Here is a 24,374-nt window from a genome sequence, read left to right on the forward strand (position 1 = left end):
TCTATTCGCATACAGCAAAATAATTCTCCAACTTATAACAACTAAAAATAGAGTAAGTGGGGAACACTAAAGCGCAAGATTTCAAAAGAATAGATAGGCGAAAGAGAAAAAGCACCTCGCCTTTGGGGGTAGAGGCCAAAATTTATTCAGCAAAAACAAAAAGAAAACTCCCACCCAACAGCGTGGGAGGGAGTCGATTTTGTTCGTTTATTCGTGAATATGTTAACGAATAGCGAGCATTCCGCGCTCAGACGCAAGATCACGCATACGTTTCTGCAGCTTCTCAAACGCGCGCACTTCGATCTGGCGGATACGTTCACGGCTGACGTCGTATTGCGTCGACAGATCCTCTAGCGTGACGGTTTCATCGGCCAGACGGCGCTGCACCAGAATGTCACGTTCACGCTCGTTAAGAACGTCCATCGCCTCTGACAGCAGTTCGCGGCGCGCTTCCAACTCGTCACGTTCAGCGTAGTCACCGGCCTGATCGGCGTCTTCGTCTTCCAGCCAGTCCTGCCACTGCATGCTGCCTTCGCCTTCGGCACCCACTTGGGCGTTCAGCGACGCATCGCCACCAGACATCCGGCGGTTCATCGACACAACTTCGTCCTCGCTCACCCCCAGATCATGGGCGATCTGAGCGACGTTTTCAGGACGCAGGTCGCCCTCTTCCAGCGCGCCAATACGTGCCTTGGCCTTGCGCAGGTTAAAGAACAGCTTCTTCTGTGCCGAGGTGGTGCCAAGTTTCACCAGCGACCAAGACCGCAGGATATATTCCTGGATCGAGGCACGGATCCACCACATGGCATAGGTCGCCAGACGGAAACCTTTTTCAGGGTCAAAACGTTTCACCGCCTGCATCAGACCGACATTCGCCTCAGAAATCACTTCGCCCTGCGGCAGGCCGTAGCCACGATAGCCCATCGCAATCTTCGCCGCGAGGCGCAGGTGCGACGTCACCATCTTGTGGGCCGAGGCGCTGTCCTGCTCCTCCACCCAGCGTTTTGCCAGCATGTACTCTTCCTCCGGCTCCAGCATGGGAAATTTGCGGATTTCCTGCATGTAGCGGTTCAGTCCACCTTCGGGGGACGGCGCCGGGAGGTTTGCGTAGTTGCTCATGATCCCTGTATCCAACTCGTTTATCGTTTGCGGGTTCGCTTAATGTTTATCAGCTTAACATCCAGTTATGTACGATGTTAGCGCCTTTCAAGACGCCTGCTGAAGGAATTCCAACTTGAATCCTGTATGAACGCACGATTCCCCAAAGGAAACCCCTACAAAAGTGCGTTCACGCGCATGTGCTGTTTGTGACAGCCGCTAACATAACCTGCAAAACTGACGAGGACTTAGCCCTTGGGCCCAGCGCGCATCGCCTCGATCAGTTTGGTCATGTCACTGGGCAGTGGTGCCTCAAAGCGCATTTCCTCACCCGTGACAGGATGCACAAAACCCAAAACAGCGGCATGCAGCGCCTGACGGGGGAAGTCCTTGGCCGCAGTGACACCGCGAATGCCCAGCGTCTTCTCAGACAGCTTGCGCCGCCCGCCATAAGTCTGATCGCCGATCAGCGAATGGCCTGCATGGGCCAGATGCACGCGAATTTGGTGGGTACGGCCAGTTTCCAGCCAACATTCGACCAATGCCGCGACCTCGGGATTGCCAAACGCCTCGACAATACGCACACGGGTCACGGCATGACGCCCGCCTTCAAAAAGCACTGCCTGACGCTGACGGTCGGTTTTATGCCGTGCCAGCTGCGTGGTGATTTTCATGATGTTGCCGGTTTCAAAGTTCACCCCTTTGACCCCGCGCACCCGTGGGTCATTGGCATCCGGCACGCCGTAGCAGACTGCCTGATAATAGCGTTCGACCGTGTGTTTTTCGAACTGTGTCGCCAGCCCGTGGTGGGCCTTGTCCGACTTTGCCACCACCAACAGACCGCTGGTATCCTTGTCGATGCGATGCACAATACCGGGGCGTTTCGATCCCCCCACACCGGACAGAGTGTCGCCGCAGTGATGCAGCAGCGCGTTGACCAGCGTGCCCGACGGCGTGCCGGGCGCGGGATGCACCACCATGCCGACGGGTTTGTTGATGACGATCAGATCGGCGTCCTCATAGATCACCTCCAGCGGGATGTCTTCGGGGCCGATGTGGCTATCCTCGGCCTGCGGGATCTGGATGTCGATCACGTCGCCTTCAGCCACGCGGCCTTTGGGATCGGTCAGCGCTTCACCGGCGCGGGTGACCATGCCGTCGGCCATCAGTTTCGCCAGACGGGTGCGCGACAGCGAAGCTTCGGCTGGCACATCACGCGAAAGCGCCTTATCAAGGCGTTTGGGCGGGTCCGCCTGAATGGTGACGGAAAGCTGCGTGAGCGACATGGAAAACTCCCAAGAGCCAGAAACGAATGAGACACCCGCAGCAGAGCTGCCCGCGGACCTGAAGTACCTGCGCCTGTTGGTGACAGGGTTAACAGGCACGATGATTGTCGGGCTTTTAGTGCTGATCGCGGTGATTGTCATCCGCTTCAACGATAAATCGCTGGATTTCCCCGAAACGCTGGTCCTGCCCGACGGTGTGCGGGCCGAGGCCTACACCCAGACCAAGCGTTGGCAGGCGGTGGTGACGACGGATGATCGCGTGCTGATCTATAGCCGGGATACCGGCAAGCTGAGCCAGGTGATCGAGCTACAACAGGGTAAAGACTAGCGCAGATCTCGCCGCAAGTGCTGCAAAAGAAGGTTGGTAGAGGCCCCGGATCAAGTCCGGGGCGGGTTGCACTCGGTCGCAGTCTGCGGATCAGACCGAGGCAGGCGGCATGGTGCGCGGTCGGGTGGGTGGCAACATCATCGCGCCCCGGACTTGATCCGGGGCCCCTTGCGCCCAAATAGCACTTACGCCAAATAAAAACGCCCACCAAGCGGCGGGCGTTCTAATCTCTGAACCTTGCAATATCCTTAGGGGATATAATCCACCGGCGCAAAGCTTTCGGCGCGGGCGCGTTCCCAGCGTTTCATGTAGCCGCCGCCCACATCTTCGTTGCGCAGCAGGAAACCTTCGGGCAGGTAGGGATAAACCTCATCCCCTGTTTTCATATCCGCATCCTTTTCGCGGATCAGCAGGTGGTGCGGTAGGAACTGGCTGGGGTGTTCCAGCCCCGCCGCACCGGTCATTTCCGCCAGCGCGTGCATAGTGTTCTTGTGGAAGCGATACACCCGTTCCGATTTCGTCGGCACGTTCAGCGCACGGGCACGCAGGGGATCCTGTGTCGCCACGCCCACCGGACAGTGGTTCGTGTGACAGGCCTGTGCCTGAATGCATCCGATAGAGAACATGTACCCACGGGCCGAGTTCGCCCAATCCGCCCCCAGCGCAATAATGCGGGCCAGATCAAAGGCCGACACAATCTTACCCGAAGCACCGATTTTCAACCGATCCCGCAGGCCAACCCCACGCAGGGTGTTGTGGGCAAACGTCAGACCCTCGGTCAGTGGCATGCCAAGGTGATCAGCAAATTCCACCGGCGCGGCACCAGTACCGCCCTCTTTGCCGTCGATCACAATGAAATCCGGCACGATGTCAGTTTCCAGCATTGCCTTGACCAGACACATGAATTCGCGACGGTGGCCAATGCACATCTTGAACCCGATCGGTTTGCCACCGGACAATTCACGCAGGCGGGCAATGAACTGGCACAGTTCAATCGGGGTTTCAAACTCTGGGTGGCGGGCGGGTGACACACAATCCTTGCCCATCGGCACATCGCGTGCCTCGGCAATTTCTGGGGTGATCTTGGCCGCCGGTAGAACGCCGCCGTGACCGGGTTTTGCGCCTTGGCTCAGCTTGATCTCAATCATCTTCACCTGCGGGTTGGCGGCAACCTTGGCGAATTTATCGGGGTCGAAACGCCCCTCTTCGGTGCGGCAGCCGAAATAGCCCGATCCGATCTGATAGATCAAATCGCCGCCACCCTCTTTGTGATAACGGCTGATACCGCCTTCACCAGTGGTATGGGCAAAACCGCCCTTCTTGGCACCAGTGTTCAACGCCAAAATGGCGTTCGGCGACAGTGCGCCAAAGCTCATACCGGAAATGTTATAGATCGACGCCTGATAGGGCTGCTTGCAGTCTGGACCGCCAACTGTGATGCGGAAATCCTCATCTTCGATCTCTTTGGGCGCGACCGAATGGGTGATCCACTGATAGCCTGAATCATAGACCCGCTGACGGGTGCCAAAGGCGCGCTTGTCCTCGACACCTTTGGCCCGTTGGTAAATCAGCGAACGGGCATCGCGGGAAAACGGTTCTTCGTCCTGATCGCTTTCGATCAGGTACTGGCGGATCTCAGGGCGGATACCTTCGAACAGGAACCGCATGTGACCAATCACCGGATAGTTGCGCAAAACCGCGTGACGCGCCTGCACCAAGTCATGCACACCAAGAATACTCAGGAAGCCAAAAAATAGGAACGGCAGCAAGAACCATACATTAAAGATCGCCGCCAAAAGCGACAGCGCAGTCAGCGCCACGACGATTGAAAAAACGAGAAAACGTCCCATTACGTTGTCCTTTGCTAGAGGCCCTGCACAAACACGCTTGCGGGGCACATTGCTGGGGAACTGCAACTAACGGGCCATGCAGCGCGACAAAGCGAGACAGGGCAGCGCCATTGCGCCGTTCCAAGCGACCATGAGTCGTAGAAATACGACCCTTAAGTGACGCAACGTAGCGCGACGGTCCGCGACAGGAAAGGCGCTAAACGCGGACCTTGCCTCTTTTCTGGGCACAAATTCGTGAGAGCATTCAACGGGGTTATCCCCCGATAAAGCCGCGCTATGGTCGCTAAGGTTTGCTAGCGCGAAACCGGCAGATTAGCGGTTGGCACGCGCCAGCATTGCCACTGCTGCCAGCCCGACCAGCACCACCAAAATGGCCGCCGGCGAGGCATCGCCAAGATTTTCCAGCGACGCCTGTTCATGCACCCGCGTCGCCAAGGTATCGAAGTTGAACGGGCGCAGCAGCAGAGTGGCAGGCAGTTCCTTCACCGCATCCACGAACACCAAAAGCAAGGCCGAGCCGACAGATCCGCGGATCAGCGGCGCATAGATCTGGCGCAGCACCTGCCCTTTGGTGCGACCCAGCGACCGCGCCGCCATCGGCAGGCTGGGGGACACCCGCCCCATCGCTGCATCCGCCGCCCCCTGCGCAATGGCAAAGAAGCGCACGCCATAGGCAAAGATCAGCGCCACCGCAGATCCTGTCAAAACCAGACCGATATCAACACCTGTCGCGGCCTCGATCATATCGGCCATCCAGTTGTCAAAGGTGGCCAGCGGGATCAGAATCCCAACGCCCAGCACCGCACCAGGGGCCGCATAGCCGATGGTGGTGATCGGCAACAGCAGACGCGGCAGGCTACGGCCCGACAGGCGCACGCCGTAAACCATGAACACCGCTGCCAGCACCGTCAGCACCGCCGCGATGCCCCCAACGTAAAGCGTATTCCACAGAGCGGTATACAGCGCGGGATCCTGCCAAACTTCGGCATTGCGCAGCGCATGGTGCAGGATCACACCGGCAGGCATCACAAATCCGATCAGGAACGGCAGCGCACAAATTACCATCGCACCCCATGCCCCGGCCCCATTGAGCGGCACGCGGGTCACAGCACGATGGCGGCCGGACATGGCAAAGAAACGGGTCTTGCGACGACTGACCTTTTCCATCGTGACGAGGAAGATCACCAGAACCAGAACCACCGACGCCAACTGCGCCGCGCCGCCTGCGTTGTTGCTTTCCAGCCAGACGGTGAAAATGCCGGTGGTCAGGGTCTGCACCGCAAAATAGTCAACGGTGCCAAAATCATTCACCGTCTCCATCATCGCAATCGCCATGCCAGCGGCAATGGCCGGACGCGCCAGCGGCAGGCCCACACGGAAAAACCGTCCCCACGCGTTCGAGCCGAGCGAGCGCGCAACCTCTTCGGTCGCGGCAGATTGCTCGCGGAACGCTTGCCGTGCCAACAGATAGACATAGGGGTAAAGCGCCGCGCCTAACACAATCACCGCCGCGCCAAAGCTGCGGATTTCAGGGAACCAGTAGTCGCGCGACGTCTTCCACCCCATCACCCCGCGCAGCCATGTCTGCACCGGACCTGCGTATTCCAACAGATCAACCAGCGCATAAGCCCCCACATAGGCCGGGATCGCCAATGGCAGCAGCAGCAGCCATTCCAGCCAGCCTGACAGCGGGAAACGATAGCGCGACACCAACCATGCTGTCACAGTTCCCATCACCCCGGCCAGCGTGCCAACACAAACCATCAGCAACAGTGTGGTGCGCATATAACGCGGCAGCGTGGTGGAAATCAGATGCGGCCAGATATTATCGGTCGGGTTAAATGCAATCCAAACCACCGCCACAATCGGCATCAACACCAATGCCGCAATCAACGCCGCGCCAATCGACCACGGGCTAAACGACCGCCAGAACGGTTTGCTTTTCGCGACCTGACGGGCGGAGGTGCTGGAAGAAGGGGCAGTGCTGTGGGTCATGCGCGCTTCCTTGCCTGAAACCAGTTTATCTGTCCAGAAAAGACCGTATAGTGCGGCAACTCACCGTCATTGCCTCTCAACACTTCTGAGGAAACCAATGCAAGTCATCCTGCACGCTGGTGCCCACAACACGGACGATGAACGACTTGTCCGCTGTCTTTTGAAAAACCGTGACGATTTCCTCAAAAGAGGCATCAGTGTTCCCCGCCCTACTGCCTATCGCCGTTTGATCCGTGACGTCTTGCACGCAATGGAACAAGGGCCGTTGGCGATGGATGCGCGCGAAACCATTCTAGAAGAGGTGCTGGATGGCGCTGATCATCCTGATCGGGTGCTCTTGTCCAACGAAAATTTCTTTTCGGTCCCCAAAGTGGCGATCAACAAAGGTGTGTTCTATCCCGGTGCCGAAGTGAAACTCGCACGGTTTTGTCAGCTTTTTGATCAGGACAATGTTGAACTGTATCTGGCCATCCGCAATCCAGCCACGTTCCTGCCAGCGGTATTCGATCAGGCGCCGACACCCGACTTTCTTGATTTCATGGGCGGGGCAGATCCGCGCCACCTCCGCTGGAGCGAATTGTTCACCCGCCTGCGGCAAGCGGTGCCCAACGTGCCAATCCATGTCTGGTGCAACGAAGACAGTCCGCTTCTCTGGGCCAATCTGGTGCGCGAGATGGCAGGCCTGGAACACAACGAAAAGATCACTGGCGGCTTTGACCTGCTGTCAGAAATCATGAGCAAAGACGGCATGCAGCGGTTCAGGGGGTATTTGAAGAAGCACCCCAACATGAACGAGATGCAGAAACGACGTGTCATCGCTGCGTTCCTCGATAAATTTGCGCTGGATGAAGAGCTGGAGCAAGAGGTTGACCTGCCCGGTTGGGACGATGCGATGATCGACTCGCTCAGTGATATCTACGACGAAGATGTATATGACATCTCACGCATCCCGGGCGTCACGTTAATCGAACCCTGAAGGTAACGCCCCCAGCGGGTGCACTTAGAATGTTGGTCCCGTCACCGGCGTCAGCAACGACAGACGCAGCCCCAGAGACTGCACCGCATGTCGCAGGGCGTCGCAGACGCGGGCGACATCGTTGTCTTGGGCGGATACCCCCAGCATTGGCACGGTAACTGCGGCAAGCACGCTACCACTGCTATTGGTACCGTCTGGCGCGCCCGTATCAATCCGAACAGGTGCCGAAACTTCCATCACACCGCGCGCTTGCAGGCTGGGCTGAACGCTGATCTGTTGCTTGGCACATGTCTCGACCTCTGGATCGAAAGCGCCATAAGCGTCGGCATCTACAAACTCGCCCAGATCATGCAGCATTTGCAGTCGCTGGGCAGGGTCAGGCTGACCGGACAGGAAGCAAGCCCCTGCAGAGGACTGGAACAGCGCGCCCTCTTCACCTTCCTTCAGAGACAGGCTGTAAGGCGCGGCACTGCCTGTGGAGAGCGCAACGCGCATCTTGCCGTCGGCAATAACCCACATGTGGTTGGAGTGTCCGGTTTCCTCGCTCAGCCGGGATAAAAACGGCTGGGCCACTTCGCGCAGACGCGCTTCGCTCCGCGGGGCGGTGAGGTTGGCGATTTTCGGCGTTAAGCAGAACAGGTCCTCTGCCCCGCGCTCGATATAGCCGCGCTCTTCGAGCACGACCATCATACGGAAAATTTCGTTCTTGGACCGCCCCAACCCTTTGGCGATATCTGCATGGCTCAGCGGGGTTTGCGCCTGCAAGGCCAGCAGTTCAAGGATATCCAACCCCTTTTCCAGCGCAGGCGCTGCATACTTCTGCAATCGGGTTGGTTTATCGGTCACGTCACGAGCCACCGTGGTTAAGATATGTAAACTGCGCAGGAGACTTAGGCCCCTGCGCAGCCATTGTCGACCCCACCGGGAGGTCGCAGGGCCGAACCCTGATTATTTCAGGCCGTTACGCTTCAAAATGTCGTCAGCGTTGTCAGCGGTCACCGCTTCGGTGCCCATCACAACCGACTTCTCCACTTCGGCGCCGCCCAGATAGGCCAGTGCCTGACGCAGACCTTCGGCACCCGGGGTCGGGTAGAGGAAGGTTGCAGCCAACTCACCATTGGCGACCCAGGTCACACCTTCGCCCGGCAGCGCGTCCACACCGATGAACATGATGTCATCCGCACGACCCGCATCCTTGGCCGCCAGGTAGGCGCCATAGGCCATCGGATCGTTGTGACCATAGACCATGGTGATGTCTTCGTAGTTGCGCAGGGCGGTGGACATGATGTCGTAGGCCTGATCCTGCTTCCAGTCGCCGGACTGCTGGTCCAAGAGGAAGCTCACGCCGGCCTCATTCTCAAACGCTTCGTGGAAGCCGTTGGCGCGGTCATGTGCCGCCTGCGTGCCAAGACCACCCCAGATTTCGACGATGGTGCCTTTGGCAGCGCCCATGCCACCCAGTTTTTCCAGCGCGAACTTACCTGCGGCGCGACCGATCAACTCGTTGTCACCACCAACCCACTGAACGTATTTGTCGGTGTCAACGTTACGGTCCAGCACAAAGACGGGAATGCCCGCGTCCGTTGCCTGTTCAACCACACCGGTCAGACCAGCGGATTCTTTCGGCGAAATCAGGATCGCGTCCACCTCTTGGCGGATGAAGTTTTCCACGTCCGCAACCTGCTTTTCGGTACGGTCGTTGGCGTCTGCCATCAGCAGCTCTACGTTTTCGTGCAGAGCAGCCTCAGCGCGCAGATCTTTATTGAACTGGACGCGCCAGGGTTCAACGGTGGTCACCTGCGAAAACCCGATCACGTAGTTCTTGTCTGCCGCCATCAGAGCGGATGCGCTGGTGGTCAGTGCCAGTGCCGCGACAAAAACACCCTTGCTGAAAGTACGTCGTTGCATATTCTTCTCCCTTGTCATGGATCAGCCTGTTGGCTGAGTGGCAAAACCCTGATCTCCGGTCCTCCAAAACTGTGAGGTCAGGGTTATTTCTCTCCGCGCATTTTCCGTTTTGCGGCAGAGAGGAATTCTTCGATGCGGCCTTCTTGCAGCAGCACCGCGGCGATGATGATCACACCTTTGAGGATCAGCTGCGTGTTGCTGTCGATATTGTTGAGCTGCAGAATGTTGCTGAGGAAACCAAAGATCAGCACCCCGACAAATGTTCCCAGGATCGCGCCACGTCCGCCCATCAGGCTGGTGCCGCCGATAACCACCGCTGCGATCGCGTCCAGTTCCAGACCCAGACCCGCATCCGGTTTACCCTGACGGAACTGCGCCACGTAAAGGATGCCGGCCAGCGCAGACAGACCGCCTGCAATCGCATAGGTGACGATGGTGTTGCGTTTGACGTTGATGCCCGCCAGACGCGCCGCCTCGGCATTGCCGCCAATGGCCAGCAGGTAGCTGCCAAAGGTGGTAAAGCGCGTCAGCACAAAGAACACCGCCAGCACCGCCAGAAAGAACAGACCGGGCACAGGCACCACGCCCCACAGCAGGCTGCGCAGAATGTCAAATTCCTGCACCGCGTTGCTGCCAGTGTAGACCGGATAGACCGCGGTATCCTGCCCCGCGATCACCCGCGCCAGACCCAGCGCACCCACCATCATCGCCAGTGTCACGATGAACGGCTGCAGGCGGCCATAGACGATCAGCGCACCGTTAAGGCTGCCCATCACAATGCCAACACAAGGCACAGCGATCAGTACGGCCATCACGCCAAACTTGCCCTCAACCTGGCCCATCATCCAGACCATCACCGCCAGTGACAGCCCTGCCGCCACCAATGCAGCAGGCAGTTTGGAAACGCTGGGCTTTTCATCGCCTTTGGATTTGCGCATTTGCACCTGCACAAAGTAGATCAGCGCGATCACTGCAATGAACAGCACCACACCCGTGGCTGGGATGGAAAAGACGCTGGCCGCCGTCCAACCCGCCTGTGTCAGCAGCATCGCGCAGATCACAGTGCCCAGTGCCATCACAGATCCCACCGATAGGTCGATGCCTGCGATAAAGATCACCAGCGTCATGCCGACAGCCACGATCCCCGTAACAGAAACCTGTCGCAGAATGTCTGTCAGGTTGCCCAGCGACAGAAAGATATTGTTGCCCTTCGAGGACAGCGGTGAGGTCAGTGCGCCAAAGACAATCAGCGTCACAAGGCCCCAGTAAAGCTTGGTTTTTCCCAGTGCCTGCAGAAACACGCTGCGGGCGGAGCGGGCCTCGCTCGTCTGCGGCGCGGCGGTGGTCGATGTTCTGGCGTCAGTCATGATCTGGCCCACTTAGAGTTGTTCAAATTGCATAGAGAGGTCTTTGATCGCATCCAGCGACATCTCCTCTCGGTTCAAGGTGCCGGCGACGCGGCCTTCGCATAGGACGACCATCCGGTCGCACACCGCCAGAAATTCAGGAATTTCCGAGCTGGCAAACAGCACCGACAGCCCCTGATCTGCCAGACGGCCAATCAGATCGTAGATCTCATCCTTGGCACCGATGTCGATGCCGCGGGTCGGCTCATCCAGCAGCAGCACGCTAGGTCCTGTAGCCAGCCATTTGCCCAGCACGACCTTTTGTTGATTGCCCCCACTCAGGCGGCCAACGGTGTGATCGACCCCTGTGGCTGCAACCCGCAGGCGTTCGATGACGCGCTGCGCCTCGTCGTCACGGGTTTGATTGGACAACACGCCGAAACGGGATTTGCGCGGTAACAGCGGCAGCACCACATTGTCCGCGATCGAGCGTTCCAGCAGCAGGCCGTTGCCTTTGCGATCCTCGGTGATCAGCGCCAGACCGTGATCCACCCCATCTGCGGGTGTGCGCAGATCAACCACCTGCCCTTCCAGCGTGATCTGGCCGGCATGACCGCCACCCCGGGCGCCGAAAATCGTTTCCAGCAGTTCGGTACGACCGGCCCCCAACAGACCGCCGATCCCCAGCACCTCACCCCGGCGCAGTTCGAACGAAACATCATCCAGAACCTTACGCCCCTGATGCTGTGCAGTCAGGCCTTCGACCTTTAGCACAACGTCTGGTGCGGCTGGGACGGTGCGCTGCACGGGTTTGATTTCGACCGCGCGTCCCACCATCATCTGAACCAATTCGCCCGGCGTTGTTTCGCTGGCCAAGGTGGTGCCGATCAGGTCGCCATCGCGCAGAACCGTCACCCGATCCGAGATTTCGAAAACCTCATCCATACGGTGAGAGATATAGACGATCGCTACACCCTGACGGGCCAGATCGCGTACCACCTCCATCAGGATATCCGCTTCGCTCTGCGACAGCGCAGAGGTGGGTTCATCCATGATCAGCAGTTTGGCATCCATAATCAGCGCGCGGGCGATTTCGACCAGCTGCTGTTCGCCAACGCGCAGATCGCGCACCAGGGTGTCTACATCCAGCGAAAATCCGAACTTGCGCAGCGCCTCACGGGCGGTTTCGCGCAGAGCTTTGTTGTCGACCCACAGGCCAGCAATCATCGGTTCCTGCCCCAACATCACGTTCTGCGCGACAGTCATGTCGGGCATCAGGCTAAGTTCCTGATGCATAATCACGATGCCTGAGTCATTCGCCGCTGCGGGGGTGTCGAACTGTACCGCTTGGCCGTCGATTTCGATGGTGCCTGTGCTGGGGGGCTGAACGCCACTGATGATCTTCACCAGGGTACTTTTGCCCGCGCCATTTTCACCCATCAGAGTGTGAATTTCGCCGCCCGAGATTTCTACGTCGACGCCGCGCAGTACATTCACACCAGAAAAGGATTTGCCAATCCCTGACAGCTGCATGGTAATTTTGCTATTCTGGGCACGATGATCTTCGCGCGCCAGGCTAGAAGCTGAAATCATCTTCCCCCTCCCAAGGTCGATGTCATTTCATATATAAAACCACTTCATATTTAAAACGTCAACGATTCTAGCGTTAAAAAATAGGCATTTTAGAAAAAAATGGCCCGCCAGGGGCGGGCCAGTTAGGGAAGTAAGTGGCTCTTAGTCGTAGAGAACCGCAGCAACCTTCGGATCGTCGATGTTGCTAGCGTCATAGTAGTAGAAACCAGTGTCGATCAGCGCTGGGACGGCCTCGCCCTTTTGCGCCATCACAGCCGCTTTCACGGTTTCATAACCAATGCCGACAGGGTTCTGAGTGATCGCGCCCGCCATCAGACCGCTGCGGATCGCATCTTTTTGCGCTTTGCCGCTGTCATAACCAATGATGACCAGTCCTTCGGTGCCCAGTTCCTGCACACCGTTAACAACACCAATGGCAGAACCTTCGTTGGTGCCGAAAATACCATTCAGATCAGGGTTCGCAGTGAGGATCGCTTTGGTCACCTCGGTGGATTTCAGGTGGTCACCCTGACCATACTGAACAGTCACAACTTCGATGCCGGGGTAGTTCGCCTCGATGCGGTTCACAAAACCATCGCGGCGGTCGATGCCGGTGCGGCTGGTCTGGTCGTGCGCGACAACGGCAACTTTACCTTTGCCACCGATCAGCTCGGCCATTTTGTCAGCAGCCATACCGGCAGCCAGTGCGTTATCGGTGGTGGCAGTGGCCAGTGGGATGTCGCTATCGACGCCGCTGTCAAACGCGATTACCGGAATGCCTTTTTCATTGGCCTGACGCAGCAGCGGAATTGCCGCCTGGCTATCCAGCGCAGCGAAACCGATGGCGGCCGGGTTGTTCGCCAGAGCGGCGGCCAACATGTCGATTTGACGGTCAACCATGGTTTCGTTGTCCGGACCTTCAAAGGTGATGCGCACACCAAATTCGTCAGCTGCCTGTTCGGCGCCGGATTTAACCGCCTGCCAGAACTGGTGCTGGAAACCTTTGGACACCAGCGGGATGTAAAGCTCGTCTGCGGCGGTAGCGACCGATGCAGGAACAGACAGGGCGGCGGCGCTCAGGGCCCCCAGAATGAAACGACGTGTAAACATGTTACTCCTCCTTAATGTTCGTTGTCGTAGGTTTGGTCTTGGTCGTTTTGGATCCCGGGCACTGCGACGCGCCCGGGGTCAGAACTTCGTTGCGGGGATCAGCCCGACTTCTTGCGGCGGACCATATCGGCGTAAACCGCAAGGATGATGATCGCGCCGGTCACGACGGTCTGCCATTCCTGTGCAACCGACAGAACCCGCAGGCCATTGGTCAACACAGCCATGATCAGCGCGCCGATGATGGTGCCAAGGATGGTGCCGCGACCGCCCGACAGCGAGGTGCCGCCAATCACAACCGCAGCAATCGCTTCCAGTTCATAGCCCAGACCCAGTGCAGGCTGTGCCGAGTTCAAACGCGAGGCGATCAGGATGCCACCGATGCCACAGATGCCGCCGGCCAGTGCATAGATACGCATTTTCCACACATCGGTGTTCACACCGGACAGGCGCACGGCTTCTTCGTTCGAACCCAGTGCAAAGGTGTAGCGGCCCAGCACGGTACGGCTCAGGATATAGGCGGCGGCGATAGCCACGATGAACAGGATCAGCACGCCATTGGGGATCGGCAGCGACGGGATCACCTTGCCAATCAGCGACCCACGCGAGATTTGGTCAAAGCCCGGCGTGTCGTTGAAATAGATCGGACGGGTACCCGAAATCACCAGCGACAGACCTTTCAGGATCAACATCATACCAAGGGTAGCGATGAACGGCGGGATCTTCATCTTGGCCACAAAAGTGCCAGATACCAGACCGCAGAGTGCGCCCGCGCCAATCGCTGCGGCAACACCCAGCAAGAGGGGCATGCCCATGTAGGTCAGAACCACACCGGCGATCACCGCACAGAAGGTCATCAGCGTTCCGACCGACAGATCGATACCGCCGGTGATGATAACCAATGTTGCCGCAACGGCCAGAACGCCGTTTACCGATGTCGCCTGCAAGATGGCGATCATGTTCGAGGTTTGCATAAAGTTCGGCGATGCGATGGAGAAACCAATCAGCAGCGCAATCAAGCTGGCGAAGGCCAATAGCTTTTGATAGGCGCCGGAGGACCCCATATTGGCCAGCGGCGATTTTTCGTTCACGTCTGTTACTGAGGTCATTGAACCGTCTCCACTACGCGCATGGCTGCCTCTCGTTGGGTTGCCAGCTGCATGATGTCTTCTTGGGTGGTGTCTTTGCCGCCGGGCAGAATGCCCGTCAGCCTGCCTTCGCACATGACCGCGATGCGGTGGCTCAGGCGCATGATTTCCGGCAGCTCCGAGGAAATGACGATGATCGTCTTGCCCTCGGCTGCCAGCTCTTCGAGCAATTTGTAGATCTCGGATTTTGCACCGATGTCGATCCCGCGGGTCGGCTCGTCAAAGATCAGGATATCGCAATCGCGCAGCAGCCATTTTGCGATGACCACCTTTTGCTGATTACCCCCTGACAACAGGCGCACTTCCTGCGTATCCGACGGCGTGCGGATGCCCAGACGGCGGATAAACTCCTGCGTCGTCGAGGCCATCGCCGCTTCGTCCAGCTGTCCGCCCTTGGAAAACAGATCCAACGAAGACAAAGCGATATTGTCACGCACGTTCATTCCGGTTGCGAGGCCAAAATGCTTGCGGTCCTCGGACAGATATCCAATGCCCGCCTTCACCGCATCGCTGGGGGTGCGAATGTTGACGCTTTGGCCATGCACTTCGATCACGCCGCCATCGCGCGCGTCCGCCCCGAAGATTGCGCGCGCCACTTCGGTGCGCCCTGCCCCCATAAGACCTGCAAATCCCAATATCTCACCGCGCTGCACCGAGAAGCTGACATTTTGAATGTCGCGCCCGCGATTTAGCCCCGTCACCTTGAGCGACACTTCGGCGTCACCCAGATCGGGCACTTCCAGCGGCTCTTCGTTGACTTCGCGCCCCACCATCATGGCAATGATCTGGCTGATCGGGGTTTCTGCCGCGCCAACGGTTCCGACATATTCGCCATCGCGCATTACAGTCACACGATCCGCGATCTGCTTGAGTTCGTCCATTTTGTGGCTGATGTAGACAATGCCGACACCTTCGGCCTTCAAGCCACGGATAATGACAAACAGTTCGGCGATTTCGGCATCATTCAATGCCGCGGTCGGTTCGTCCATGATCAGAACCTTGGACCGGAAAGACAGAGCTTTGGCGATCTCAACCATTTGCTGTTTGGCAATTGTCAGGCTGCCCACAGGCACGGTCGGATCCATATCCAGATTCATGGATTCAAAAATCTCGGCCGTTTGAGCGTTCAGCGCCGCTTCGTCCAGACGGCCGAAGCTTTTGCGCGGCTCACGCCCAATAAAGATGTTCTGCGCGGCGGTCAGATCATTCATCAGACTAAGCTCCTGATGGATGATGCCAATACCCAGATCCTGCGCCTCACCGGGGGTGGTCGGGCTGACCGATTGGCCATTGATCACCAGATCGCCGCCATCGCGTTGATAGATCCCCGAAAGGATTTTCATCAGCGTGGACTTGCCCGCACCATTTTCCCCCATGAGAGCATGCACCTCGCCCGGTGCAATATCGAACTGTACGTTTTTCAGCGCGTGAACGCCGGGGAAATATTTTTCAATTCCCGTCATTTCGACTAGCTTTGACATATCCCCTCCCTTGAATTGTCGTGTTTCTTGATAGTGCTGGTATCGGCGTTACATCACCGCGCCGATCTGCCAGGGGACAAACTCCACCCCGCCAAATCCCAGCTCTTCGCTTTTGGTTTGCTCGCCAGAGGCCACTCGGATGATCAGCTCCAGCAATTCCTCGCCTTTTTCCTCGATGCTGACGCCCTCGCTGACGATGTCGCAGAAACGCATCGTTTTTGACTACACCTATGACGGTGTCATGCGATCATATGAGGCCAGCCTGAAACGGCTGGGCGTAGATAATGTTGATGTGCTGTTGGTGCATGACGTCTGTGTTTTCAGCCAAGGCAGTCAGGAAGCATCCGACGCCAAGGTGCGCGAACTGTTCGACGGCGGCGGTTACCGTGCGCTGACGGATCTGCGCGACAGCGGTGACATTGCCGCAATTGGCGCAGGCGTCAATGAATGGCAGGTCTGTGAAAAACTGCTGGGACTGGGCGATTTTGACGGTTTCCTGCTGGCGGGCCGTTATACCCTGCTGGAGCAAGAGGCGCTAGATAGCTTCCTGCCGCTGTGTGAAAAACGGGATGTCGGCATCATTCTGGGCGGGCCTTACAATTCCGGCATTCTGGCAACCGGCGCGATTGAGGGCGCGAAATACAACTACGCTGATGCGCCGCCTGAAATCATGGACCGCGTGCGCCAGATCGAAGCGGTCTGCGCCGCCCATGACACCCCGCTGATCGCTGCCGCACTACAGTTTGTGCTGGGGCATCCTTGCGTCAAAACCGTTGTGCCCGGCGCTGTTTCGGCCAAAGAGGTAGAAGCAAACGCCGCGCTTATGGATCGGCAGATCCCCGCAGGTCTGTGGAGCGATCTGCGCAGCGAAGGATTGATCCGCCCCGATGCCCCCCTGCCTGGGGAGGACACAAACGATGCTGCGTAATATCGATCCCGTCCTGTCGCCAGAATTGCTGAAGATCCTGCGTGCCATGGGGCACGGGGATGAAATTGTCATCGCTGATGCGAATTTCCCCGCAGAAAGCACCGCCCGCGCCTCCGGCGCGGCCTGTGTGCGGGCGGATGGGTCTGATGCCAGTGAAATGCTGCGCGCGATCCTATCAGTGCTGCCGCTGGACAATTTCGTGCCGGATCCGGCGTTGAGCATGCAGGTGGTTGGCAACCCTGATGAGGTGCCCGCGGCAGTCGCTGATTATCAAACCATCATCAATGACGTGGCCGATCATCCCGCCCAGATCCAGAGCTTGGAACGCTTTGCCTTCTACGACCGTGCGGCGCAGGCCTATGCGGTGGTGCAAACAGGTGAACGGCGCCTTTACGGCAATATCATCCTGAAAAAAGGGGTGATCGGATGAGAATCGACGCACACCAACACTTCTGGGCGGTTGAACGGGGTGACTATGGCTGGCTGACGCCAGAACTGGCGCCGATTTACCGCGATTTCCTACCCGAAGATCTGGCCCCGATTTTGGAACGCCACGGTATCACTGGCACCGTTCTGGTACAGGCAGCTCCTACGGTTGCCGAAACCGAATTTATGCTGTCACTGGCGGCCAAATCGGCCTTCATCAAAGGTGTCGTCGGTTGGGTCGATTTCGAAAGCGACACGGCGGTGGACATGATCGCATCGCTGGCACAATCGGGCAAACTGGTCGGCATCCGCCCGATGATTCAGGATATCGAAGACACCGATTGGATGCTGCAGGATCGCTTCACGCCCGTGTTCGAAGCAATCATCGAAAACGATCTGGTCTTTGACGCCTTGACCCTGCCCCGCCATCTGCCCGCCCTGCGCAAACTTCTGGATCGTCACCCAGAGATGCGGGTGGTGATTGATCACGGGTCCAAGCCGTTGATCGCCGACGGCATCATGGCTGGCTGGGCCGAAGACATGGCCGCCCTCGCGGCGCGCGAAAACACCTGCTGCAAACTGTCAGGTCTGGTGACCGAAGCGGGCGAAGACTGGTCCGCAGTAGATCTGAAACCCTATGTTGATCACCTGCTGAACACCTTTGGGCCCGCACGCCTGATCTGGGGCAGCGACTGGCCGGTTTGCACACTGGCAGCCACTTACGACCACTGGGTCGCCACAACACAAGGGCTACTGGCCCATCTCACACAACAGGAAAGAGACGCGATCTGGGGGCTCAACGCCCAGCGTGTCTATAAACTCGGGGAGTAATCCGATGGAGCTGACCACTCTTGACCAAACCGGCCTTTGGCTGGGCCGTATCGAACGGCCCGGCGTTGGCCCCTGTGTCGTCACCCTGCGCGATGGCGTGCTGACGGACATCACCAGCAAAACCGCACCGACCGTGCGTGACATTATGGAACGCGCAGATACGGCGAACTATGTGGCACAGGCCACTGGCTCTGCCGTTGAAGGGGATGATTTCACATGGCTCGCCCCCTGCGACCTCCAATCGGTCAAGGCCTGTGGCGTGACCTTTGCCGGGTCGATGGTGGAACGTGTGATCGAAGAACAGGCCGCAGGTGATCCCGCCAAGGCCGACGCCATCCGCGCCCGTATCGGTGCGCGCATCGGTGACAGCCTGTCCAACATCACCCCCGGTTCTGCCGAGGCGGAGGAAGTGAAACAGGCCCTGATCGAAGAAGGCCTGTGGTCGCAGTATCTGGAAGTGGGCATTGGCCCCGATGCCGAGGTATTTTCCAAGGCGCAGGTGCTGTCCTCGGTCGGTGCCGGGGCCGAGATTGGCCTGCACCCGATTTCCACTTGGAACAACCCAGAACCCGAAGTGGTGCTGGCCGTGACCTCCAAGGGAGAGATCAAAGGCGCGACACTGGGCAACGACGTGAACCTGCGTGACGTCGAAGGACGCTCTGCCCTGCTGCTGAGCAAGGCAAAGGACAACAACGCCTCCTGCGCCATCGGTCCGATGATCCGTCTGTTTGACGCGCATTTCACCCTTGATGACGTGCGCGCCGCAGAGGTGTCGCTGACCGTGACGGGCGAGGATGGGTTCACCCTCGAAGGACATTCCTCCATGTCGCAGATCAGCCGCGATCCTGCCGATTTGGTGCGTCAGACCATCGGCCGCCATCACCAGTATCCCGACGGGTTGATGCTGTTCCTCGGCACGCTGTTCGCGCCGACGCAGGACCGCGACACCAAAGGGGGTGGCTTCACCCACAAGCTGGGGGATGTGGTCACCATCGCAAACCCCAAAATGGGCAGCCTGACCAACACGGTCCGCCTGTCAACGGAATGCCCTGAGTGGACCTTCGGGGCCTCTCATCTCATGCGTAATCTGGCCCAACGCGGCCTTCTTTAAGGAATACACACCATGATTACCGGAAAACACCTGATCGCTGGCGAATGGGTCAGCGGCGACGCCACCTTTGCTTCTGAAACCGCCCATGGCCCCAGCCGTGACTATAGCGTTGGCACCCCGCAGCATGTGGATGCCGCCGTCGAAGCTGCCGAAGAGGCCTTTTTGACCTTTGGCTGGTCCTCGCGTCAGAACCGCGCCACCCTGCTGCGTCGCATCGCGGATGAGATCGACGCCCGTGGCGAACAGATCACCGAGATCGGCACCCAGGAAACCGGCCTGCCCGCCGCCCGCCTTGAAGGTGAGCGTGGCCGCACCACCGGCCAGCTGCGCCTGTTTGCGGATCACATCGAAAAGGGCGACTATCTGGACCGCCGCTATGATGAGGCCCTGCCCGATCGCGCGCCCCTGCCCCGCCCCGAACTGCGCATGATCCAGCGCCCGCTGGGTCCAGTGGCTGTGTTCGGCGCCTCCAACTTCCCGCTGGCCTTTTCCACCGCAGGCGGTGACACCGCCGCAGCACTGGCAGCAGGCTGTCCGGTTGTGGTCAAAGGCCACTCCGCCCACCCGGGCACCGGTGAAATCGTGGCACAGGCCATTGATGCCGCGATCAAGGCGCTGGATGTGCACCCCGGTGTCTTCTCTATGGTGCAGGGTGGTAAACGTGATGTGGGCACCCGTCTGGTGCAGCACCCACTGATCCGCGCCGTTGGTTTCACCGGCTCGCTGGGCGGTGGTCGTGCGCTGTTTGATCTGTGTGCGCAGCGCGATGAGCCGATCCCCTTCTTTGGTGAACTGGGCTCTGTGAACCCGATGTTCCTGCTGCCGAACGCCGCCGCCAACCGTGCCGAGGCTCTGGGCACCGGCTGGGCCGCATCGCTGTCGATGGGCGCAGGCCAGTTCTGCACCAACCCCGGCATCGCCGTGGTGCTGGATGGCGACGACGCCGCAACCTTCCAAGCGTCCGCTTTGGCGGCACTGGGCGAAGTTGCGAACCAAACCATGCTGACCCCCGGCATTGCCGATGCCTACCGCAGCGGCACCCAGCGCATTGAGAACAGCACTGGCGTTGATATGCTGATGGGCACCGCCTGCCCGAACCGCGAAGCTGCACCGTACCTTTTTGCCGTGTCCGCTGACGACTGGCTGGCCGATGCCCACCTGCAAGAAGAGGTCTTTGGCCCCTTGGGCATCATTGTGCGCGCCAAGGATTTTGCCCAGATGCAGGACATCGCCCGCAAGATCGAAGGTCAGCTGACTTGCACCCTGCACTATGACGCAGAGGACAAGGCAGACGCTGCAGCACTGCTGCCGCTACTGGAGCGCAAGGCTGGTCGCCTGTTGGCGAACGGGTTCCCCACCGGGGTTGAGGTCAGCGATACCATGGTTCACGGTGGTCCCTACCCCGCCTCGACCAACTTCGGCGCGACCTCGGTCGGCACTTTGTCGATCCGTCGTTTCCTGCGTCCGGTCTGCTACCAGAACATCGCAGCCGACCTCCTGCCCGAAGAGGTATAAAATGTCGGGGCGGTTAACAGACAAAATCGCCCTAATCACCGCGGCGGGCCAAGGAATTGGCCTCGCCACGGTGGAACTATTCATCGCTGAAGGCGCGCAGGTGATCGCCTGTGACATCGACGATGAATCATTGGCGAAACTGGCCGGTATTGACGGTGTCACTCCGCTGAAGCTGGACGTGACAGATGCAAACGCCGTGGCCCGCGCCACCGCAGAATTGCCGCCGCTGGATATTCTGTTCAACTGTGCAGGTTATGTCGCTGGCGGCACGATCTTGGACTGTGCCGAGGACGACTGGGACTTCAGTTTCGATCTGAACGTCAAGGCAATGTACCGCCTGATCAAACTGACCCTACCAGCGATGTTGGCGAACGGCGGCGGCTCCATAATCAATATGTCATCGGTCGCCTCATCGATGAAGGGCGTTCCGAACAGGTTTGCCTACTGCGCATCCAAAGGCGCCGTAATCGGCTTGACCAAATCGGTGGCAGCGGATTTTGTCGCACAGGGCATCCGCTGCAATGCGATCTGCCCCGGCACCGTAGATAGTCCCAGCTTGCACGACCGTTTGCGCGCCACCGGCAACTATGAGCAGGCGATGGCAGATTTTATCGCCCGTCAGCCCATGGGCCGCATTGGCAGCGCGGATGAAATTGCCGAACTTGCCCTCTATCTGGCGAGCGACGCCAGCAAATATACCTCCGGCCAGCCCTTCGCCATTGATGGCGGCTGGACGATCTGAAAACAGGAAGGACACGAAATGAAACTGCTGCGTTATGGCGCCCCCGGTGCGGAAAAGCCCGCATTGTTGGATCAGGACGGTGTGATCCGTGATCTGTCTGGCGTAATCAGCGATGTTGCGGGCGCGGCCCTGTCGGATGAAACGCTCACCAAATTACGCGCGCTCGACACAGCCAGCCTGCCTGCCGTGGCTGACGATCCCCGCATCGGCCCCTGTGTGGGTCAGGTGGGCAAGTTTATCTGCATTGGCCTCAACTACGCCGACCATGCCGCCGAGGCAGGTATGGAACTGCCCGCCGAGCCTGTCGTCTTTTTCAAAGCGACCTCCGCCATCTGCGGCCCCAACGATGACGTGGAAATCCCGCGCACCTCGGTGAAAACCGACTGGGAAGTTGAACTGGGCGTGGTGATTGGCAAGCACGCCAAATACGTCACCAAGGAAGAGGCGCTGGATCACGTTGCAGGCTACTGTGTGGTCAACGACCTGTCCGAGCGTGACTTCCAGCTGCACCGCGCAGGCCAGTGGGTGAAAGGCAAATCCGCCGACACCTTCGGCCCCATCGGTCCGTGGCTGGTTACCCGTGATGAAGTGGCAGATCCGCAGAACCTGAGCATGTATCTGGATGTCAACGGTCACCGCTATCAGGACGGCAGCACCAAAACCATGCACTTTGACGTGGCCACCGTGATTTCGCACCTTAGCCAGTTCATGTCGCTGCACCCCGGTGACGTGATCACCACCGGCACCCCTCCGGGTGTGGGCATGGGCCAGAAGCCGGAAACCTACCTGAAGGCCGGTGACAAGATGGAACTGGGCATCGAGGGTCTGGGCGTGCAAACCCAAAATGTGATCGCAGGTTAAGCCGCGCCACTCACGGGCGCAGCGTGTCCAGATCAGGTGCCGCGAGGATTGGGGCGGATCATCCCGTCACAGATCAAGCGACATCTGCAAATGCGCGCTGCGTCCGGTGATCTGTTCTACAGATTGCTGCAAACGCTCTTCGGCAAGCAGCACCACCTCTGCCGCAGCGCGGGCATCTTCGCCTGCGTCGTGGTGATGGAACGACAGGCCCAGCGCCTCTTTCAAATGGGCCAGCCCGTGCCCGCCATTGCCGCGAAATTCAGGCCAAGCTTTGCGTGCGATTTTCACACTATCGGCCCAGATCAGTCGCGGCACTGGCAACCCTGCCTGTTCACTGGCCGCATTGATCGCTTTTTCATCAAACCCGCTGTGCTGGATGATCAATTGCCCACGCAAAAAAGGCAAAAGGCGGACCCACGCCTGCGCAAACACCGGCGCACCGCGCACGGTTTCAGCGTCAATGCCGGTCAGGTCGGTGTTGAAGGGGGCAAAATCCTCAGCCGGATCGATATAGGTGGCAAAGGTCTGCATCCCCCCATCCAGCCCCACACAGGCCAGACCAATCTGACTGATGCTGCCGCGATTGCAATTGGCAGTTTCCACGTCCAGTGCAATGAAGCGGAACGGGCCTTTGGGCAGCGGGTGATCAGGCAGGAAGGTCATAAGCGCAAGATGGGCAGAAGCCGCGGCGGGGGCAAGTCGAAAGCGCCTCGGCGGAAGAAGGCTGCGCCTAGATCCCCTCCTTTCTTCGAGGGCCAATGCACGCTACTCCTGCCCGCAGACACCAAGCCACATGGACCGCAGATGAAAGCCAAACCCCTGATCATAGCAGGCGCGACCCTACTGACCCTCGCAGGCCTTGTAGGATTTGAGGTGCAGCGCGCAGCACAGCCCGTCGTGCGCACAGCCGTGACGCAGTCCATCTACACCATCGGTGAACGGTCCAGCTATTCGCAAGCGCTCGCTGACGGCGCTCAAGTGCTGAAGTTCGGGCCGATGTTTCTAGGCCTCTACCCCGGCGGGATGGCGTTTGCCACGCCAGAGGCCGCGCAGGCCTATCTGCGCGACGGGGATTGGGACCTGCAACGCTGGTCGGTCTACCGCCTGTCTGGTGACTATGCCCTAGACACGCGGGCGGGATATATCACCGCCTCGCAACTGGTTCTGGTTGAGGTGAAGTAGCCCCCTACCCCAAAGCGCGTTCCAAATGATCCAGCAAGGCATCTGCGGCGGTGTGCAGCTCCTCCGCCCCGTCGGCAAAGCGGGCGTAGGTCCAGGTACCTTGCGCCGCCACCATGGTGTAATGGCCCAGCGCCGCCAGCGCCTCGGGCGTCAACCCAGCGCCACGCTGCGTATTCTCATGAGTCAGCGCCGCAGTGAACCCTGCGCTCAGCCGCGCAGCATGGGATTGCAGGCGGGCCACAACCTCCGCCTCGCCCACATCGACTTGCGTCCAACTGGTGCAAACCAAACAGCCTCGTAGCCCGCGTTCCGGCATCGCTTCGCCAACGATGGCGGCCCTCAGGTAGTCGCGGATCGCAGGCAACCCAGCGCCCGCCGCCTCCACCCGACCGAACAGCGGCGTCACCACCTGTGTCTGGTAATGATCCAGCACCGCGCAGAACAGCGCCTCTTTACCCGCATAGTCGCTATAAAGGCTGCTGCGGCTCACGCCCGTGTCGCGCACCAGATCCCCGACGGACACCCCGCGATAGCCGTGCCGCCAGAAGCTGACCATCGCCGAGGTCAGCAAATCCTGACGCGGTTGTGATTGTTGCCGTGCCATCGCTCTTACCTGCTCTCTTGTTTTGGCGCTTTTATTCTGGAATGATCATTCCAGTATTTTGCCACCCCCCACCCTGCGG

The 24,374-nt window shown here is 59.0% G+C and carries 23 protein-coding genes and 1 pseudogene; 10 read left to right on the forward strand and 14 right to left on the reverse strand.

The window, feature by feature from the left end; genetic code table 11:
* Window positions 1-222: 222 nt before the first annotated feature.
* Together rpoH and TM5383_RS04635 are read right to left on the reverse strand one after the other, a co-directional pair.
* The gene (rpoH, locus tag TM5383_RS04630) at window positions 223-1,119 is read right to left on the reverse strand and encodes an RNA polymerase sigma factor RpoH (RefSeq protein WP_058317875.1); all 897 of its coding nucleotides are present in this window, start codon (window positions 1,117-1,119) and stop codon (window positions 223-225) included.
* Window positions 1,120-1,346: 227 nt separating this feature from the next.
* The gene (locus TM5383_RS04635) at window positions 1,347-2,384 is read right to left on the reverse strand and encodes an RluA family pseudouridine synthase (RefSeq protein ID WP_058317876.1); all 1,038 of its coding nucleotides are present in this window, start codon (window positions 2,382-2,384) and stop codon (window positions 1,347-1,349) included.
* Between TM5383_RS04635 and TM5383_RS04640 the strand changes: the two genes are divergently transcribed.
* A complete protein-coding gene (locus TM5383_RS04640) occupies window positions 2,383-2,712 on the forward strand; it encodes a DUF6476 family protein (protein ID WP_058317877.1) in 330 nt (109 codons plus the stop codon). The genes TM5383_RS04635 and TM5383_RS04640 overlap by 2 nt on opposite strands.
* Window positions 2,713-2,960: 248 nt before the next feature.
* Here TM5383_RS04640 and TM5383_RS04645 read toward each other — a convergent pair whose 3' ends face one another.
* Both TM5383_RS04645 and TM5383_RS04650 read right to left on the reverse strand, forming a co-directional pair.
* On the reverse strand, window positions 2,961-4,562 hold the full coding sequence (locus tag TM5383_RS04645) for an FMN-binding glutamate synthase family protein (RefSeq protein ID WP_058317878.1): 1,602 nt from the start codon (window positions 4,560-4,562) through the stop codon (window positions 2,961-2,963).
* Between the two features lie 312 nt (window positions 4,563-4,874).
* The gene (locus TM5383_RS04650; protein WP_231725067.1) at window positions 4,875-6,434 is read right to left on the reverse strand and encodes an ABC transporter permease; all 1,560 of its coding nucleotides are present in this window, start codon (window positions 6,432-6,434) and stop codon (window positions 4,875-4,877) included.
* A gap of 220 nt (window positions 6,435-6,654) precedes the next feature.
* On the opposite strand from TM5383_RS04650, the gene TM5383_RS04655 reads away from it, so the two are divergent.
* On the forward strand, window positions 6,655-7,533 hold the full coding sequence (locus TM5383_RS04655) for a hypothetical protein (RefSeq protein ID WP_058317880.1): 879 nt from the start codon (window positions 6,655-6,657) through the stop codon (window positions 7,531-7,533).
* 24 nt (window positions 7,534-7,557) lie between these two features.
* Here TM5383_RS04655 and TM5383_RS04660 read toward each other — a convergent pair whose 3' ends face one another.
* From TM5383_RS04660 to TM5383_RS16700, 8 genes and pseudogenes are all read right to left on the reverse strand, one after another.
* Window positions 7,558-8,379: an IclR family transcriptional regulator gene (locus TM5383_RS04660; protein WP_058317881.1), complete on the reverse strand. Its 822-nt coding sequence runs from the start codon at window positions 8,377-8,379 to the stop codon at window positions 7,558-7,560.
* A 102-nt stretch (window positions 8,380-8,481) separates the two neighbouring features.
* A complete protein-coding gene (locus TM5383_RS04665) occupies window positions 8,482-9,441 on the reverse strand; it encodes a substrate-binding domain-containing protein (RefSeq protein WP_058317882.1) in 960 nt (319 codons plus the stop codon).
* An 83-nt stretch (window positions 9,442-9,524) separates the two neighbouring features.
* Window positions 9,525-10,808, reverse strand: coding sequence for an ABC transporter permease (locus TM5383_RS04670; protein WP_058317883.1), 1,284 nt, complete (start codon window positions 10,806-10,808; stop codon window positions 9,525-9,527).
* A gap of 12 nt (window positions 10,809-10,820) precedes the next feature.
* The gene (locus TM5383_RS04675; RefSeq protein ID WP_076399951.1) at window positions 10,821-12,380 is read right to left on the reverse strand and encodes a sugar ABC transporter ATP-binding protein; all 1,560 of its coding nucleotides are present in this window, start codon (window positions 12,378-12,380) and stop codon (window positions 10,821-10,823) included.
* 141 nt (window positions 12,381-12,521) lie between these two features.
* Window positions 12,522-13,469 carry an ABC transporter substrate-binding protein gene (locus tag TM5383_RS04680; protein ID WP_058317884.1) on the reverse strand — a complete coding sequence of 316 codons (948 nt, stop codon included), beginning with the start codon at window positions 13,467-13,469 and terminating at the stop codon, window positions 12,522-12,524.
* Between the two features lie 98 nt (window positions 13,470-13,567).
* Window positions 13,568-14,575, reverse strand: a complete 1,008-nt coding sequence (locus TM5383_RS04685) for an ABC transporter permease (RefSeq protein ID WP_058317885.1) — start codon at window positions 14,573-14,575, stop codon at window positions 13,568-13,570.
* Window positions 14,572-16,095, reverse strand: coding sequence for a sugar ABC transporter ATP-binding protein (locus tag TM5383_RS04690; RefSeq protein ID WP_058317886.1), 1,524 nt, complete (start codon window positions 16,093-16,095; stop codon window positions 14,572-14,574). Before TM5383_RS04690 ends, TM5383_RS04685 begins: the two co-directional genes overlap by 4 nt.
* 48 nt (window positions 16,096-16,143) lie before the next feature.
* Window positions 16,144-16,296: pseudogene (locus TM5383_RS16700) on the reverse strand (altronate dehydratase); the annotation flags it as partial.
* 40 nt (window positions 16,297-16,336) lie between these two features.
* Between TM5383_RS16700 and TM5383_RS04695 the strand changes: the two are divergent.
* The 7 genes from TM5383_RS04695 to TM5383_RS04725 are packed head-to-tail and all read left to right on the forward strand — an operon-like array spanning window position 16,337 to window position 22,509.
* Entirely contained in the window at window positions 16,337-17,023 is a 687-nt protein-coding gene (locus TM5383_RS04695) for an aldo/keto reductase (protein WP_231725068.1), read from the forward strand.
* The gene (locus TM5383_RS04700) at window positions 17,013-17,453 is read left to right on the forward strand and encodes an RbsD/FucU family protein (RefSeq protein ID WP_058317887.1); all 441 of its coding nucleotides are present in this window, start codon (window positions 17,013-17,015) and stop codon (window positions 17,451-17,453) included. Before TM5383_RS04695 ends, TM5383_RS04700 begins: the two co-directional genes overlap by 11 nt.
* Entirely contained in the window at window positions 17,450-18,280 is an 831-nt protein-coding gene (locus TM5383_RS04705) for an amidohydrolase family protein (RefSeq protein WP_058317888.1), read from the forward strand. Before TM5383_RS04700 ends, TM5383_RS04705 begins: the two co-directional genes overlap by 4 nt.
* 4 nt (window positions 18,281-18,284) lie before the next feature.
* A complete protein-coding gene (locus tag TM5383_RS04710) occupies window positions 18,285-19,391 on the forward strand; it encodes a fumarylacetoacetate hydrolase family protein (protein WP_058317889.1) in 1,107 nt (368 codons plus the stop codon).
* A 12-nt stretch (window positions 19,392-19,403) separates the two neighbouring features.
* A complete protein-coding gene (locus tag TM5383_RS04715; RefSeq protein ID WP_058317890.1) occupies window positions 19,404-20,906 on the forward strand; it encodes an aldehyde dehydrogenase (NADP(+)) in 1,503 nt (500 codons plus the stop codon).
* A gap of 1 nt (window position 20,907) precedes the next feature.
* Window positions 20,908-21,648 (forward strand): SDR family oxidoreductase, encoded by a 741-nt coding sequence (locus TM5383_RS04720; protein WP_058317891.1) that lies wholly within the window; start codon window positions 20,908-20,910, stop codon window positions 21,646-21,648.
* 18 nt (window positions 21,649-21,666) lie between these two features.
* Window positions 21,667-22,509 (forward strand): fumarylacetoacetate hydrolase family protein, encoded by an 843-nt coding sequence (locus tag TM5383_RS04725; protein WP_058317892.1) that lies wholly within the window; start codon window positions 21,667-21,669, stop codon window positions 22,507-22,509.
* A gap of 66 nt (window positions 22,510-22,575) precedes the next feature.
* On the opposite strand, the gene TM5383_RS04730 is transcribed toward TM5383_RS04725, so the two are convergent.
* Entirely contained in the window at window positions 22,576-23,172 is a 597-nt protein-coding gene (locus TM5383_RS04730; RefSeq protein ID WP_058317893.1) for a 3'-5' exonuclease, read from the reverse strand.
* A gap of 141 nt (window positions 23,173-23,313) precedes the next feature.
* Between TM5383_RS04730 and TM5383_RS04735 the strand changes: the two genes are divergently transcribed.
* Window positions 23,314-23,691, forward strand: coding sequence for a hypothetical protein (locus TM5383_RS04735; protein WP_058317894.1), 378 nt, complete (start codon window positions 23,314-23,316; stop codon window positions 23,689-23,691).
* Window positions 23,692-23,695: 4 nt separating this feature from the next.
* Here the strand turns inward: TM5383_RS04735 and TM5383_RS04740 are convergent, their stop codons facing one another.
* Entirely contained in the window at window positions 23,696-24,295 is a 600-nt protein-coding gene (locus tag TM5383_RS04740; protein WP_058317895.1) for a TetR/AcrR family transcriptional regulator, read from the reverse strand.
* Between the last annotated feature and the right edge of the window lie 79 nt (window positions 24,296-24,374).

Origin of the sequence: Thalassovita mediterranea (genome assembly GCF_001458435.1) — a bacterium.
In the GTDB taxonomy this organism is placed as follows: domain Bacteria; phylum Pseudomonadota; class Alphaproteobacteria; order Rhodobacterales; family Rhodobacteraceae; genus Thalassobius; species Thalassobius mediterraneus.